The organism is Sphingomonas sp. GC_Shp_3 (genome assembly GCF_026540945.1).
Lineage (GTDB): Bacteria > Pseudomonadota > Alphaproteobacteria > Sphingomonadales > Sphingomonadaceae > Sphingomonas.
Genome location: NZ_JALNUT010000009.1, coordinates 1 through 14,516 on the forward strand (window position 1 = coordinate 1; position 14,516 = coordinate 14,516).

General features: G+C 67.5%; 12 protein-coding genes and 1 pseudogene. 5 read left to right on the forward strand and 8 right to left on the reverse strand.

What is annotated here, in order from left to right; genetic code table 11:
• A pseudogene (locus tag OXR00_RS15300) lies at positions 1–590 on the reverse strand (transposase); the annotation flags it as partial.
• 293 nt (positions 591–883) lie between these two features.
• On the reverse strand, positions 884–1,750 hold the full coding sequence (locus OXR00_RS15305) for an NmrA family NAD(P)-binding protein (protein WP_267389143.1): 867 nt from the start codon (positions 1,748–1,750) through the stop codon (positions 884–886).
• Positions 1,751–1,856: 106 nt separating this feature from the next.
• Here OXR00_RS15305 and OXR00_RS15310 point away from each other — a divergent pair, with 106 nt between their 5' ends.
• Entirely contained in the window at positions 1,857–2,744 is an 888-nt protein-coding gene (locus tag OXR00_RS15310; RefSeq protein ID WP_267389144.1) for a LysR substrate-binding domain-containing protein, read from the forward strand.
• Between the two features lie 30 nt (positions 2,745–2,774).
• Here the strand turns inward: OXR00_RS15310 and OXR00_RS15315 are convergent, their stop codons facing one another.
• Genes OXR00_RS15315 through OXR00_RS15330 form a run of 4 tightly spaced genes read right to left on the reverse strand, consistent with a single transcriptional unit; the run spans position 2,775 to position 5,993 of the window.
• Positions 2,775–3,641, reverse strand: coding sequence for a BadF/BadG/BcrA/BcrD ATPase family protein (locus OXR00_RS15315; protein ID WP_267389145.1), 867 nt, complete (start codon positions 3,639–3,641; stop codon positions 2,775–2,777).
• Positions 3,638–3,805 (reverse strand): hypothetical protein, encoded by a 168-nt coding sequence (locus tag OXR00_RS15320; RefSeq protein WP_267389146.1) that lies wholly within the window; start codon positions 3,803–3,805, stop codon positions 3,638–3,640. The genes OXR00_RS15315 and OXR00_RS15320 overlap by 4 nt, the downstream gene beginning before the upstream one ends.
• Positions 3,802–4,947, reverse strand: coding sequence for an N-acetylglucosamine-6-phosphate deacetylase (nagA, locus tag OXR00_RS15325; RefSeq protein ID WP_267389147.1), 1,146 nt, complete (start codon positions 4,945–4,947; stop codon positions 3,802–3,804). Before nagA ends, OXR00_RS15320 begins: the two co-directional genes overlap by 4 nt.
• The gene (locus tag OXR00_RS15330) at positions 4,944–5,993 is read right to left on the reverse strand and encodes an SIS domain-containing protein (RefSeq protein WP_267389148.1); all 1,050 of its coding nucleotides are present in this window, start codon (positions 5,991–5,993) and stop codon (positions 4,944–4,946) included. Before OXR00_RS15330 ends, nagA begins: the two co-directional genes overlap by 4 nt.
• A gap of 214 nt (positions 5,994–6,207) precedes the next feature.
• Here OXR00_RS15330 and OXR00_RS15335 point away from each other — a divergent pair, with 214 nt between their 5' ends.
• The 4 genes from OXR00_RS15335 to OXR00_RS15350 all read left to right on the forward strand — a co-directional run bounded on the left by OXR00_RS15335 (position 6,208) and on the right by OXR00_RS15350 (position 12,198).
• Positions 6,208–8,919, forward strand: a complete 2,712-nt coding sequence (locus OXR00_RS15335; protein WP_267389149.1) for a TonB-dependent receptor — start codon at positions 6,208–6,210, stop codon at positions 8,917–8,919.
• Between the two features lie 73 nt (positions 8,920–8,992).
• Positions 8,993–10,576: a sodium:solute symporter gene (locus OXR00_RS15340; protein WP_267389150.1), complete on the forward strand. Its 1,584-nt coding sequence runs from the start codon at positions 8,993–8,995 to the stop codon at positions 10,574–10,576.
• Positions 10,573–11,463, forward strand: coding sequence for an N-acetylmuramic acid 6-phosphate etherase (locus tag OXR00_RS15345; protein WP_267389151.1), 891 nt, complete (start codon positions 10,573–10,575; stop codon positions 11,461–11,463). The genes OXR00_RS15340 and OXR00_RS15345 overlap by 4 nt, the downstream gene beginning before the upstream one ends.
• Positions 11,464–11,469: 6 nt before the next feature.
• Positions 11,470–12,198 carry a GntR family transcriptional regulator gene (locus OXR00_RS15350; RefSeq protein ID WP_267389152.1) on the forward strand — a complete coding sequence of 243 codons (729 nt, stop codon included), beginning with the start codon at positions 11,470–11,472 and terminating at the stop codon, positions 12,196–12,198.
• A gap of 6 nt (positions 12,199–12,204) precedes the next feature.
• Here OXR00_RS15350 and dacB read toward each other — a convergent pair whose 3' ends face one another.
• Entirely contained in the window at positions 12,205–13,632 is a 1,428-nt protein-coding gene (gene dacB / locus OXR00_RS15355) for a D-alanyl-D-alanine carboxypeptidase/D-alanyl-D-alanine-endopeptidase (protein WP_267389153.1), read from the reverse strand.
• Positions 13,629–14,513: a LysR substrate-binding domain-containing protein gene (locus OXR00_RS15360; protein WP_267389154.1), complete on the reverse strand. Its 885-nt coding sequence runs from the start codon at positions 14,511–14,513 to the stop codon at positions 13,629–13,631. The genes dacB and OXR00_RS15360 overlap by 4 nt, the downstream gene beginning before the upstream one ends.
• Positions 14,514–14,516: the final 3 nt, after the last annotated feature.

Below are 14,516 nucleotides of genomic sequence, written 5' to 3' on the forward strand. Positions count from 1 at the left end.
ATACGGAACCGCCGGCCGCAGGCCAGTGCATCCGATACGAAGTCGAGCGACCAGCGCTGGTTGGGTTCCTGCGGGATCGCGATCGGCGCTCGCGTCCCCAGCGCGCGCTTGCGGCCACCACGCTTGCGCAGGATCGCCACAGCCGCCGAGTAGCCGAACCGACGGCGCTCATTGGCGATCTCGCACATCCGCTCGCGGACAGCATCGTCCTTCCCGCGAAGCGGCTCATATTGCCACGCCGACCGATTGACCCCGATCAGCCTGCAGGCGCAACGCTCGGAGAAGCCGTGATCGGCCATCAACTTCTCCACCGCAGCGTAGCGCTCCATAGACCGGGTCAGTTTTTTCCCAGCAAATCCTTCAACGCCGACACGTCGAGCATCGACTCCGCCAGCAGCTTCTTCAGCCGCCGGTTCTCGTCCTCGAGCGCCCGCAACCGCGCAGCGTCGGACACCGTCAGGCCACCGTACTTAGACTTCCAGGTGTAAAAGGTCGCATCGCTGATCCCGTGCTTCCGACACAGATCGGCCGTCTTCATGCTCCCGCACCACCCCAATGATCTGATCTTCGGTAAATCGGCTTCGCCGAATCACTCGTCTCCATCTGACGAGCTAACTTACCAATGGCATGAATTCTGGGGAGCACGTCACTTGGCAACTGGTCATCGGGAGCAGAGACGAGGTAATGGCACACAAAGTCCGCGCCTCGCCGAACTGCCGATGTTCTGGCACTATGGCATGAGGCATCGCGAGATGTTTGTTGAAACGCGTGCGGCTTACAAGCGCTCGCAATCATCTCGATGAAATCTAAGCATATGGAGTTAGCCCACCTGTCGTCGGCCGTACCAAGCGATAGGTGGGCGTAGTGATGGGTGGCTGTTAGGTCACACGGCGACGATGCTTGCGGCGGTTTCGCGGTAGGTATGCAGCGGCCGGCCGAGCAATGTCGTCAGGCGCTCGCGGTCGCCGTCTTCAGGGACCATGCCGTCGCTCACGTAACGTTCGGCCATGATCCGCATTTCATACGCCATCCACTGCGGCATGAAGGTCGCCATGGTCTGCTCGAACCCACTGGGGTCATCGCCACCATAAACGACACGGCGCCCCAGCACGTCTGACCAGATTCGCGCCACGTCCTCACCGGTCAGCGTGTCGGGGCCGACGAGGTTGATCGTCTCGTTCGGCAGTTCGCCCGCTGCGCTGTCGCGCCGGATCAACTCGATCGCGGCCACCTCGGCGATGTCGCGCGTGTCCACCATCGCCACGCCCTTGCCGCCGATCGGCATGGGATAGACGCCGTGCTGAAGGATGACGTCCTTCACCATTACCTCGTTGTCGATGAAATAGGTCGGCCGCAGGATGGTCGCGCCAAAGCCCATCTGTTCCAGCATCCGTTCGGCGCCTGACTTTACCGCGAAGTGCGGAACGTTGACAGCGCGTTCGGCTCCGAACACCGACAGATAGACGACCCGGTCCACGCCTGCCTCCCGCGCCACGTTGAGCGTGATGATCGCCTGGGTAAATTCGTCACCCGTCACTGCGTTGAGCAGAAACAAAGTGCTGATGCCGGAGAAGGCGGCCCGCAGCGCGTCAATGTCGAGCAGGTCGCCCTGCACGACTTCGACCTCGGCGGGGAAGCCGGCCTTGGCGCGGTCCCGGGTCAACACCCGCACGCGTGCATCACGCTTCAGAAGTTGGTCGACGACATGGCGGCCGACGCGGCCGGTGGCTCCGATTACGAGAATGGTCATGGTGTTCACTCCTTCGTTTGCTCTTGCTGACGAGGAGAAGATGGTTGATCCACCGCGTTGCAAATAGACGCGCAATCTGGACGCCGCGTCTCACTGGTGGAACGGTATGGACCTGCTTGCGCTTGCCGATTTCGTGCTCGTCGCCCGCCACGGCGGCTTGGGGAAGGCGGCGCGGGCCGCGCGTCGACCCAAGGCGACACTGTCCCGACGTGTGGCGGACCTGGAAGCGGCGCTCGAACTGCGACTGTTCGAGCGTGGCCGGCGCGACCTCAAGCTGACCGAGGAGGGGCGCGCGTTGTTCGAGCGCGCCGGCGCGCTGCTGACCGAACTGGAGGAGACCGCTGCGGTGATCGCCTCGGGCAGCGAGCGGGTGCGTGGTCGACTTCGGATCAGCGCGCCGCTGCTGTTCGCGCAGATGGCGATGGGCCGACTGGCTGCCGAATTTTCGCGCCGCCATCCTGAAGTGCGGCTGGAGGTGACCGCAGACGATCGCGCGGTCGACATGATCGAAGAGGGGTATGATCTCGTGATCCGGGTCGATCCGGCGGCGGACGAGGCGCTGGTCGGCCGCCCGTTCCTGCACGATCGATTGGTGATCGTGGCCGCAACCGACAGGCCGCATCTGGAGGGTGGCCCCGTCGCTGCCGTCGTCCGTGGCGGTGACGGCGCGCAAGAATGGACGCTCACCGCGTCGGAAGCGACCATGGCACTCGCGGTCGATCCAGTGCTGCGTCTGTCGTCGCTCGTCATGATCCGCGATGCGGTGCGCGCAGGGGCGGGGGCGGCGCGGCTGCCGCTATCGCTCGTCAGCCGCGACATCGCTGGCGGGCGGCTGGTGCATTGGGGAGACGTTCCGGGATCGGAGGTCGCGCTGTGGGCGCTCTATCCGTCGCGCAGGTTGCTCAACGCCAGGGTATCCGCGTTCCTCGACCTGCTACGGCAATCCTTTCCACAAGCGGCGCCAGAGGAACTCGCCGCCTATCTTGACGCATAAGCGCATAAAGATGAGGCAATGCGGCGCGTCTCAACCGAGCGCCTGATATCCGGCCAGCCGCAACGCCCCGTCGAGCGGATCGCCGACCGCGTCGCTCAGCCGTTCGACGGTGCGCGCGCGCAGCCACGGGCGGATGCGCGGTGCAAGTCCGCCGACGAGCGAGCAGCGCGTCGCGCCACGTTCAAAGATCGTTTCGATGAACCGCTCGATATGGTTGGCGGCATGTTCGACGATGGAGCGGGCGATCACGTCGTCGGCCTCCGCATATTCCATCACGAGCGGGGCGAGCATGCCATAATCTCGCGGCGTGGCCTGATCCATCCAGGCGATCGCCTGCGCGGTATCGTGATCGAAGCGCTCCGTCACGGCGGCGCTCAAGGGCGTCTTGCGGGTACGACCGTCAAGCGCGCGCAAGGCATGCCGCATCGCCGACAGACCGAGCGCGGCGCCGCTGCCTTCGTCCGAAATCGGAAAGCCGTAGCCGCCGATCGTGAAGTCACGGCCTTGCACGCGAAGCTGCGCCGCGCTGCCGGTACCGATGATGAGGATCGCGCCGTCCTGCCCGGCGTGTGCGCCCAGGTTCGCGATCTGCGCATCGGTTGCGTAGGTCACGCTGGCAAACCCGAAGTCGAGGTCGGCAAGCGCGTCCAGAACGCCGGGGCGGCTGATCCCGGCGATCCCCATTCCGGCATGGATGGTGGCGCGCTGCTCCGCCGTAATGCCAGCGTGGGCGAGCGCTCGGCCAGCAGTCTCTTCCAGCGTTTCGTAAAGCGCCTCGATGCCTGCTCGTGCATTGGCCGGGCCGGAGCGACCTTCGCCGATCACCGTGCCACCCTCATCGATCAGCCGCGCCCGGCAATTGCTGCCGCCCGCGTCGATGCCGAGATAGTAGGTCATGCGGCATCTCCCGTCGCCAGCCTGCGATATACGGTGTTGCCATAGCGGTGAAAGCGGTGACCGGCGGTGGCCCACGTCGGCGCGGTCGGGCCGCGTTCCGTCACCTCCCGAAGGCCGAAGCGCGCTTCGATCAGGCCAGGTTCCGGGCAGCGGGGCACGCTCATTCGGGATGGTCCGCGCGCGCGCCGGCGATCCATGTCGCCGTGACCTTGCGTGCGTCGTCGAGGTGGACGAGATCGGCGCGCAGACCGGAGGCGATGGTGCCGGTGTGCTGGTCGAGGCGCAGGAATCTGGCCGGATTCCCGCTCGCCATGCGGGAGGCGGCAATGATGTCGCACCCCATCAGCTCCATCGCGTTACGGAACGCCTGCGCCATCGTCAGTGCCGAACCCGCCAGCGTGCCGTCCGGTCCGCGGCAGGTGCCACCGACGACGGAGATATCCTGCCCCATCAGCGTAAAGCGATCGCGCCGTCCGCCCACCGGCGGCATCGCATCGGTGACCAGCATGATCCCCTCGACCCCACGCGCCAGCATTGCGACGCGCAGCGTGGCGGGGTGGACGTGCAATCCGTCCGCGATCAGGCCGAAGTGGCTCGCCCGGTCCTCCAGTGCCGCGCCGACCATGCCGGGATCGCGGCTGAGGAACTGCGTCATCGCGTTGAACAGGTGGGTGAAGCCGGCCAAACCGTCCACCAGCGCGGCACGGGTCTGGTCGTAATCCGCCAGCGAATGGCCGGCACAGACCAGCACCCCTGCCTCGGCAAGCGCACGTACCGCACCGGCCGGCGCCAGTTCGGGGGCGAGCGTGACGATGCGGCGCCCGCGCGTGGGGGCGGTCAGCCGTGCCAGCGCTTCAGGATCGATGGCGCTGAAGCGCGCGGCATCGTGGATGCCCTTCTTGTCCGGGTTGAGGTGCGGCCCCTCGATGTGCACGCCGAGCACTCCCGGCACGCCGCCCGCTATCGCATCCTCACCCGCGGCGATCGCCGCTTCGACGACCGGCGCGCGGTCGCTGATGAGCGTCGGCAGCAGGCCGGTGGTGCCGTAACGCCGGTGCGCCTGCGCGATTGTCCGGATGCCGGCGACGCTCGGCATGTCGTTGAACAGCACGTCGCCGCCGCCGTTGACCTGCGTGTCGATGAACCCCGGCAACAACCAGCCGCCGCCAAGATCGTGTCGCTCGCAGGTTCCCGGTACGCTATCGGTGACGCCGACGATCCGCGCGCCATCGACGATCAGCGCCTGCCCATCGACGATCCGGTTGGCCAGCACGATGCGTGCGCCGGTCAGCGCGGTCATCGTCATAGCGTTCTCGTTACCTTGTTGAGATGGGGTGGGTAGTCCGGGTCGAGGCCACGCGCCAGCGCGACCGCTTCGGCAAGGCCGTAGAAACTCTGGATCTGCGCGATCGCGCCCAGCACCGGATGCACGTCGGTCTGGAAGGGCAGCACGGTCGCGGGCGACACCGCGTCCGGTACACCCGCCACGATCAACTCGGCGCCACGTTCCGCGAAGTCGGCAAGCCGCTCGACCAGCCCCGCGCGCGCCACGTCGAGCGGGGCGAGCACCAGCACCGGATCGCCCGCGCCGACCAGCCGCATCGGACCGTGCGCGACTTCGGCGCTGCTGAACGCCTCGGCATGAAGCCCGGAGGTCTCCTTCAGCTTCAGCGCCGCCTCGCCCGCGATCGGCAGCGTCGGGCCGCGGCCCAGCACCAGCATCGTTTTTGCGTCGCGCAGGAGCGGCACAGCCGACGTCCAGTCGGCGTTTGCCGCCTGTTCGAGTACGTCGCCGGTCGTTTGCAGCGCGCCGAGCAGCGCCGCATCGCCGCTCCACTCCGCCGCGAGATGGGTGAGTGCGACCAGCGTACACACGAAGCTCTTGGTCGCGGCGACGCTCGTCTCCGCACCGGCGTGGACCGGGATGACGATCTCGGCGAGATCGGCGAGCGGCGATGCGACGTCGTTCACCACCGCGATCACCACGGCGCCTTGCCGGCGCGCATCCTCGGCGGCGGCGAGCAAATCCGGGCTTCGGCCGGACTGCGAAATCGCGATGAGGGGCGCGCCGTCGAAACGCGGTGAGGTGGCATGGTAGAGTGAGCCGATCGACGGTGCATGGCTGAGCGTCGGCATCGCGACATGGGTTTCGAGCAGGAACTTGGCGAACGCCGCCGCCTGATCCGAACTGCCGCGCGCGAGGGTTGCGGCGAACGGTGGTGAAAGAGCGCGAAGACGTTGCCCTGCGGCACGAACCAGATCGGCATTGCGAAGGAGTTGCTCGGCGGCTCTGGAAGGAGCCTCGCGTGCTTCTTGCGCCATCTTGGTGGTGAGGCGATCCAGTATGGCCATGCGATTGAGATACCACCTCGGCCAAATTGTTCAACTGGTATTGGGGGCAATAGGTCGACGCCCCCTTACCAGCAGTAAACCGGCAAGAAAACCATACCACTAAGCTACCGGTGCTTTACAATGTGTTCCGTCTAAGGGCATCTAGTGCTGCATAAGACAACCACGGCGCTAGCCGGCGGAGCTGTTCAGGGACAAGGCGAACGGAGGGAACCCTATGGCTACATTATACAGAAGCACCGTGGCGTTTGCCGCGCTTGCCGCCGCTCTCCTCCACGCGCCCGCCTTTGCTCAGACCGCCGACGAAACGGCCGGGACTGGTGACATCGTCGTCACCGGCACCCGCATCGCCTTGCCCGGCCTGACGTCGAGCAGCCCGGTCGCCTCGACCAACGAGGAGCAGATCCGGCTTCAGTCGGCGCTGACCATCGAGGATTTCTCGACCAAGATCCCGCAGCTTTCCGGCGGCGTGCGGCAGGGGTCGCAGGGCAGCGATGCGTTCGGTGCACAGGTGCTGGAACTGCGCAACTTCGGCCAGAGCCGCTCGCTCGTGCTGATCGACGGCACGCGCGGCACGCCGTTCAGCTTCCGCAACTCGGTGGACGTCAACGCCATCCCCGCCTCGCTCATCAAGCGCGTCGACGTGCTGACCGGCGGTGCCGCCGCCGTGTACGGCGCGGACGCGGTGGCGGGCGTGGTCAACTTCATCCTCAACGACGATTTCAAGGGGCTGCGCGGCACCGCGTCGACGCGCCTGTCCGAACATGGCGGCGCGCAATATGGCGGCTCGCTGATGCTGGGCGCCGGCCTTGGCGATCGCGGCAACATCGTCATCGCCGCCGACTATACGCAACGCGACCTGATCCGCGCCGGCCAGCGCGACTGGGCGGCGACGCCGAACCAGACGATCCCGAGCATCGGCGGTGTCTTCACCGACGTTGCGAGCGGTCGCAGGTTCGGATTCTCCGATCAGGGCGTCTTCAGCACTAATCCGTCGGCGACCTCGAACATCTCGGACCGCTACCCGCTGGTTTCGCCGCTCAAGCGCATCAACGTGGCGGCGCTCTACAAGTACGAGATCACCCCCGCCGTCGAGATCTACGGCCGCGTGATGTACACCAACACGCGCACGCAGGAGACCGGGACGCCCGGCGCGACGCCCGCCTCGGTCAATCGGGTGGTGTCGATTGCACAGAACAACCCGTTCCTCACCAACGATATCCGCAACCAGCTCACCTTCGTCAACGGCGCGGCGCAGGTGAACGTGTCGCGTTCGCTCGCCGAGCTCGGCCTGATCAATTACGCGACCGAGCGCAACACCTTCCAGGCGCAGACGGGCCTGCGCGGCCCGCTGACCGACAAGATCAAGTGGAACATCTACGCGCAATATGGCCGGTCGACCGAGAACACCGTCATCAGCGGCGATGGCCTCGTCGCCAATGCGAGCGGCGCCAACAACTTCGCGTCGATCGTCAACACGGTGAACATCTTCGGGCCGAACCAGTCCGCGCTCGCCGGGGCACTCGGCAGTGACATCAACGGCTTCAACCGCAAGCGCGACCAGTTCGTCACCGCCGCCACGCTGAGCGGTTCGCTGGAGGAGCTGTTCTCACTGCCGGCCGGGCCGATCGGCTTTGCGGTAGGTGGCGAGTATCGCCGCGAAACCGCCGACATCCGCCAGGACAGCGCGCTGCTCACCGGCAACACCTACCGCGAGGGCGTACAGGCGGCGTATAGCGGCGAGTTCGACGTGAAGGAGCTGTACGGCGAAGTGCTGATCCCGGTGCTGCACAACCGGCCACTGATCCGCAAGCTCGACATCGGCGGCGCGTACCGGCTGTCCGATTACAACCTGTTCGGCACCCACGGCACCTGGAAGGTCGAGGGGAATTGGGAGGTCGACCGCAGCCTGCGCCTGCGCGGCACCTATCAGCGTGTGCTGCGCACCCCCAATTTCGGCGAATTCGCCGGTGGGGTGTCGTCGCTGCCGTTCAGCAACCTTGTCACCGTCGATCGGCTGCGCCCACGCTACGGTGGCGATCCCTGCGTTCTCGGCACCGGCGATGCGGCGCAGTGCGCCCGCTTCGGCGCGCCGGCGGCGGGATCGGCCAACTCGACCGCGCCGGGCTATCTGACCGGCAATTATTATTACGGCGGCAACCCCGATCTGAAGCCGGAGACCGGCTTCACCACCACCGCGGGCGCGGTGTTCACGCCGACGTTCGTGCCCGGCCTAAACGTGACGGTCGACTGGTATCAGCTCGACCTGAAGGGCGCGGTCGGCGTGATCCAGCCGATCGCGGCGATCACCAGTTGCTACGTCACCAACCCGACCGCCGGCAACCCGCTGTGCGCGCTCGTCACCCGCAACCCCAACGGCACCTTCGCCGACGCCTTCGTCAACAACCAAAACCTCGGCCGGCTGTTGCAGCGCGGCTTCGACATCACGGCAAGCTACACGCTGCGACGGGACTGGTTGCCGGGTGCGGGCGTTCGGTTGAGCTATCAGGGCAATATCGTCACCTCGTATGAGATCCAGGCGAACCCGACGGTCGGCGCGGTGCAGTGCAAGGGCACGTTCGGCGCGACCTGTTCGAGCGACGGCACCACGCTGGTGCAGCCCGATTACCGCCACACCGCCGGCATCGGCTGGCTGTTCGACAAGGGCGTGATCCAGTTCGACTGGAACCGCATCGGCAAGGTCCGCTCCAGCACGGTGGGGTCGACCGAAACGATCGCCGCACAGAACACCTTCGACCTGTCGGCGTCGTACACCTTCACCGATACGGTGACGATGAGCGCGGGCCTGTACAATCTGCTAGACAAGGACCCGCCGCGCGTTTCCAGCGGTGGCGTGTTCAACACCTTCCCCGATACCTACGATATCCTCGGCCGTACGATCGGCTTCACGCTGAGCGCGCACCTTTGAGGAACCCACCCCGCCAGACGTCGGTGCCGAAATGGCCGGCAAAGTATCGCCGACGATCCGGAGGCCGTGTGCGATGACGCTGCCTTTCTCGACGGCGGACTGGCTGGTGATCGCCGCCTATCTGCTGCTGCTGGTGGCGGGCGGCTGGATCTTCACGCCGCGCAAGACCACGTCCGCGCGCGAGTATTTCCTGGCCGGTGGCACCGTGCCGTCGTGGCTGGCGGCGATCTCGGTGCTGTCGGCCACGCAATCCGCCGCGACGTTCCTTGGCGGGCCGGATTACGGCTATCACGGCGACCTGACATATCTCAGCGGCACGATCGGCGGGCTGATCGGCGCGATCTTCGTGGCGCATGTGATGATCCCGCGCTTCTACGCGATCCGCGCGACCACGGCCTACGAACTGCTCACGCTGCGGTTCAGCGCGAAAGCGACCCGCTGGGCGGGGGGCATGTTCCTGGTGGGCCGTGTGTTCGCCGGCGGCGCGCGCGTGTACCTCGCGGCGATCGCGCTGGCGATGGTCATCACCGGCCGCGTCGATGCGGGAGGCATCATGATCGCGGCGGCGGTGCTGGTGGTGGCGAGCGTCCTGTTCACCTTCGTCGGCGGGCTGAAATCGGTGTTGTGGAACGACCTGATCCAGTTCGCCGTCTACCTCGGCTCCGCGATCGCGGTGCTGGTGTTCCTGCGGCTGTCGATCCCGGCCTCGAATGCGGCGATCCTCGCAGGGCTCGTGCATACGCCCGAGGGGGTCGACAAGCTGCGGCTGTTCGATCTCTCGCTCGATCTGTCGAAGCCGTTTTCGCTGCTGGCGATCATCACCGGCCTGGCGCTGCTCTACATAGCCAATGCCGGGATGGATCAGGACACCACGCAGCGCCTGCTGGCGTGCAAGGACGCCAGGGCCGGCGCGGGCAGCCTGTACCTGTCGGTGCTGGCGACGGTGCCGGTGGTGGGCATGTTCATCGTCATTGGGCTGCTGCTCTACGTGTTCTACGACCGGCCCGACCTGATGGGCGGCGCGACGGCGGTGGCGGGCAACCGCTTCGGGGATCAGAAGATCAGCATCTTCATGCACTATATCCTGACCCAGCTTCCCGGCGGCCTGCGCGGGCTGGTGACGGTCGGCATCTGCGCGGCGGCGGTGGCGACGACCAACTCGGCGCTGAACGCCATGTCGTCGGTGCTGGTGCAGGATTTCTATCGGCCCTGGCGGCAGCGGCGCGGCGATGCGGCCGAGCAGCATTACGTGCACGCCGGGCGAGTCGGCATGGGGGTGATCGGCGTGGCCATGTTCGCGATGGCAGTCGTGTCCTATTACTGGCAGCGCTACAGCAGCATGGGCCTGCTCGAGTTCGCGCTTCAGGTGATGGTGTTCAGCTATGCCGGGCTGCTCGGCGTGTATTTCACCGCGCTGTTTACCGGGCGCGGGACGCTGGGTTCGGTGATCGCCGCGCTGATCGTCGGGTTCGTCACGGTGCTGTCGCTTCAACCGGCTATTGCCACCGCGATCGGGCTGCCCACCGTGCTATGTGCGCTGTCGTTCCCGTTCCAGTTGTGCATCGCCACGGTGGTCGCCTTCATCGTGTGCGTCGCCCCGGGCGGGCCGGGGCGCGCGATCACGGCCACCGCGTTACCCCTCCAAGGACGACCATGAAGACCGAAGCGCTAGACCCCCGCTATCGCGATCTCGATCGCTGGCCGACCGAACTGACCGTGGAGGCCATGCTGGAAGGGCAGATGGCCGCCATCGCCGCGATCCAGTCGCAAACCCGCGCCATCGCGCAGGCTGCGGAGGCGGCGGCGGTGCGGCTCGGCGACGGCGGTCGGCTGGTCTTCGTCGGCGCGGGCACCTCGGGCCGGCTGGCGGTGCAGGACGGGGCGGAACTGCACCCGACCTTCGGTTGGCCGACGGACCGCCTCGTGTTCCTGATGGCCGGCGGCAGCAGCGCGCTGACGCAAGCGTATGAAGGCGCGGAGGACGACACGGCGGCCGCGCGCGCCGAAATCACCGCGGCGGGCGTCGGTGCCAGCGACGTCGTGATCGGCGTCGCGGCGAGTGGTCGCACACCCTATACGCTCGCCGCCATCGAGACTGCCCGCGCGGCGGGCGCGCTGACCATCGCGATCGCCAACAACGCGGGCTCCGCGCTGCTCGATGCGGCCGAACATCCGATCTGCGCGGTCACCGGCAGCGAGGTGCTGGCCGGATCGACCCGCATGAAGGCAGGCACCGCGCAGAAGGCGATCCTCAACATGCTCTCCACCGCGATCATGCTGCGGCGCGGGCTGGTGTACGATGGCCGCATGGTGGCGATGCGGATCTCGAACGCGAAGCTGCTTTCACGCGGGCGCGATATGGTCGCGCAGATCGCGCGCGTCGATGCCGACACGGCGGCGCGTGCGCTCGAAACCGCGCATAACGACATTCGTCTAGGCGTGCTCGTCGCGCTTGGCACGTCCATCGCCGATGCTAAGCTGCTGCTGGATGCGAGCGGCGGCGACTTGCGCCGCGCGCTTATGGCGCTGGAAGCGCGGGACTGAACGACGATGCGGGACATTGCCTGGACAACGTCCGAGGAGGGGACGCCGCTTTACCTGCAACTTGCGCGCAGCCTGCGCGAGCATATCCGCAGCGGCGGGATCGATCCGGGCAGCGCGCTCCCCTCCGAACGCGACCTCAGCGAGATGGCGGGCCTGTCGCGGGTGACGGTGCGCAAGGGGATCGAGCAACTCGTCGGCGAAGGCGTGCTGCTGCGCAAGCAAGGATCGGGCACGTTCGTTGCGGCGCGCATCGAGACCGCCGGCAGCAAGCTCAGCAGCTTCAGCGACGAGACGCGTGCACGCGGCGAAGCGCCGGGCGTGGTGTGGATCAACAAGACCTACGCGCAGCCGACCGAGGAGGAAGCGGCGGCGCTTCACATCGCCTCCACCGCGCAGGTCGCGCGGCTGGGCCGGGTGCGGCTGGCCGGCGGCGAGCCGCTGGCGATCGAACATGCCATCATCCCCGCCACGTTCCTGCCCGATCTAGAGAGCCTGGGCGACTCGCTGTATCAGGCGCTCGACACGCACGGCTTCCGCCCGACTGCAGGCACGCAGCGCGTCCGCGCCTCGCTGGCGACGCCCACCGAGGCCGGCATCCTGAGCGTGCGGCAGAACTCCGAGGTGCTGCGCATCGAGCGGCTGACGCGGATTGCGGACGGCCGGTTCGTCGAATTCACCCGCTCGGTCTATCGCGGCGACCGCTACGAGATCGTGACGCCGCTCGCCGACATCTAGCGCGGGCTAGTGCGACGCCGCCACCGCGAGCAGCGCCTGGTCAATCGCCGCCGTTGCCGAGGCATCGCCGGGCACGTCATTCGCGAAGGCGGCGAAGGTCAGCACGTGCCCGCTGGCGGCGGTGAGATAGCCCGATACCGCGCTGGTCGCGTTGAGCGAGCCGGTCTTGGCGAACAGCCGCCCGTCGAGCGGGGTGGCGTGGAAGCGCGACGCCAGCGTACCGTCGACACCGCCGACCGGCAGCGTCGCCCGCCACGCCGCGCCCCACGGCTGCGCGGCGATCCAGCGTAGCAGTGTGACGGTGGCACGCGGCGTGACCCGGTTGTAGCTCGACATGCCCGAACCGTCCGCGAACTCATACTGCCAGCGCGGAATGCCGATGCCACCCAGCATCCGCACGACGACGGCGCGCCCGTCTGCGACCGACCCGCTGCCGGTGGTGGCGCCGACGCGGCGCAGCAGCAGTTCGGCGTGGAGGTTCTGGCTCACCTTGTTGGTATGGCGCACGTCCTCGCCCAGCGGCGGCGGCGCGAGCCGGGCGAGCGCGGCGGGCGGGGCAGGGGCGTGCGGCGCGGGCGCCCCGCCGCGCTGGTCGGGATCGTCGGAAGGCGAGGGCGGACGGTGGCGGACGGACACGGTGCCGGTAACGCGCACGCCCTCGGCACGGAGTATCTGCGCCAGTCGCCACGCCGCGCGGTGGGCCGGATCATCGATGCCGACCAGCACGGTTCGTGCCGGCGCCCCGGCGGCGATCGTGCCGCCGATCCGCAGCACGTGGCTACCCGGCTGACGCGTCTCCTCCAGCGCGGTCTTGCCGCCCGCAACGGTGGTCGCCCGGTTCTCGAGTTCGTAATACCCGTCGCCGGTGATCGCGGGCGGCGCGCCTGCCGCGCCGGGCGTGACCGACAGCGCGACCACATTGTCGTCGATCGTCAACGCCGAAATCGCAGTGCCGTAGCGCCCGACCTGATTGTTCCAGCTCATGCCCTGTGGCCAGCGTTCGTCCGGAAGGGCGCTGTCGTCGCCGATCACGTCATGCACAATGCGGGTGCGCGCGGCGACCGCCCGGGCGAGATCGGCGAGGCAGTCGCTGCGGCAATCGGCGGCGCTCGACAGGCGGGCGTCACCATGGCCGCTCAGCACCACGTCGCGCCCCTCCAGCCGCACCTCCGCGCCGCCGCCGCCATCGGGCGCGGTCATGTCGAGCGTGGCGAAAGCGGCGGCGGTCGTGAAGATCTTGGTGTTCGAGGCCGGCACGAAGCGTTCGTCGGGCCGCACCGCGACGATCTCGCGGCCGGTCTCGTCGACCACCATCAGCCCGATCCGCGTGCCCGGTGCGGCGCGCGCGATCGCGGTGGCGACCGGATCGGATGGAGTCGGGGCTTGGGGCGCGGCGGGGGCGGCGAGCAGCAGCGCGAGCAGGATCGGCGTCATGGGGCCTCGATCACGGTGCCGAGCACCGCCAGGAAATCGCTCGCCAGCGCACTCGGCGGCCGGTCAAGCAGGTGCATCGCATTGATGTCGAACGTCAGCGAGGGTTTGAGCGGGCGCATCGCCATGCCGGGGGCAAGACACGCCTCGGCGGTGAGGTTGTCCACCACCGTCATCCCCACGCCCGTGCGCACCAGCGCCGCCGCGATGTAGAAGGTACGGGCAGAGACGATCTCGTCCAGCTCCAGCCCGATCCGCTCGACCTCGGTGGTGAACAGGTGGCCGACCGGGCCACTCGCGGCGAGCGTGATGAACGGCTTGCCGGCAAGCTCGCCCAGGTCCAGCCGGGGCGGCGCATCCGGTAGCTCGGATTCGTTGTAAAGCATCACCAGCTCGCCCTCGCCAAGCCAGATCTGTCCAAGCGGCGCGCCGCGCGGTGCCTGATAGCCGATCGCGATTTCGGTCTCCCGCTCGTACAGCTTGCGCAGCACATCGTCATGGTGGACCGTCTGGAGATCGAAGCGGACGTCCGGATGCGTTTTCAGGAAGCGCGACACGGCAGTAGGCAGCGCACTCAAGGCCAGGCTCGGCAACGCGGAAATGCGCAGCGTCGCACCGCCGCCGGTACGCAGGTTGCGCCCGGCCTCGCGCAGCGCGCGCACGCGTTCCTGAATGTCGGCGACGTCGCCGAACATAGCGTGCGCATCCTCGGTCGGCACCATGCGGCCGGCACTGCGCTGGAAGAGTTCGAAGCCGAGCAGCGATTCGGCGTGGCGCAGCGTCTTGGAAACGGACGGCTGCGAGACGTTCAACGCGCGGGCGGCGGCGCTGACCGAGCCGTTGACGTAGACGGCGTGGAAGATCTCGATATGGCGCAGGTTCATCAG

Excerpts from the sequence above, each read along its gene's own strand:
- OXR00_RS15340 (WP_267389150.1), top strand. The coding sequence starts at position 8,993 with ATGACGCTGCCTTTCTCGACGGCGGACTGGCTGGTGATCGCCGCCTAT.
- OXR00_RS15315 (WP_267389145.1), bottom strand. The coding sequence starts at position 3,641 with ATGACCTACTATCTCGGCATCGACGCGGGCGGCAGCAATTGCCGGGCG.
- OXR00_RS15320 (WP_267389146.1), bottom strand. The coding sequence starts at position 3,805 with ATGAGCGTGCCCCGCTGCCCGGAACCTGGCCTGATCGAAGCGCGCTTC.
- OXR00_RS15330 (WP_267389148.1), bottom strand. The coding sequence starts at position 5,993 with ATGGCCATACTGGATCGCCTCACCACCAAGATGGCGCAAGAAGCACGC.
- OXR00_RS15345 (WP_267389151.1), top strand. The coding sequence starts at position 10,573 with ATGAAGACCGAAGCGCTAGACCCCCGCTATCGCGATCTCGATCGCTGG.
- OXR00_RS15350 (WP_267389152.1), top strand. The coding sequence starts at position 11,470 with ATGCGGGACATTGCCTGGACAACGTCCGAGGAGGGGACGCCGCTTTAC.
- OXR00_RS15335 (WP_267389149.1), top strand. The coding sequence starts at position 6,208 with ATGGCTACATTATACAGAAGCACCGTGGCGTTTGCCGCGCTTGCCGCC.
- OXR00_RS15360 (WP_267389154.1), bottom strand. The coding sequence starts at position 14,513 with ATGAACCTGCGCCATATCGAGATCTTCCACGCCGTCTACGTCAACGGC.
- OXR00_RS15305 (WP_267389143.1), bottom strand. The coding sequence starts at position 1,750 with ATGACCATTCTCGTAATCGGAGCCACCGGCCGCGTCGGCCGCCATGTC.
- dacB (WP_267389153.1), bottom strand. The coding sequence starts at position 13,632 with ATGACGCCGATCCTGCTCGCGCTGCTGCTCGCCGCCCCCGCCGCGCCC.
- nagA (WP_267389147.1), bottom strand. The coding sequence starts at position 4,947 with ATGACGATGACCGCGCTGACCGGCGCACGCATCGTGCTGGCCAACCGG.
- OXR00_RS15310 (WP_267389144.1), top strand. The coding sequence starts at position 1,857 with ATGGACCTGCTTGCGCTTGCCGATTTCGTGCTCGTCGCCCGCCACGGC.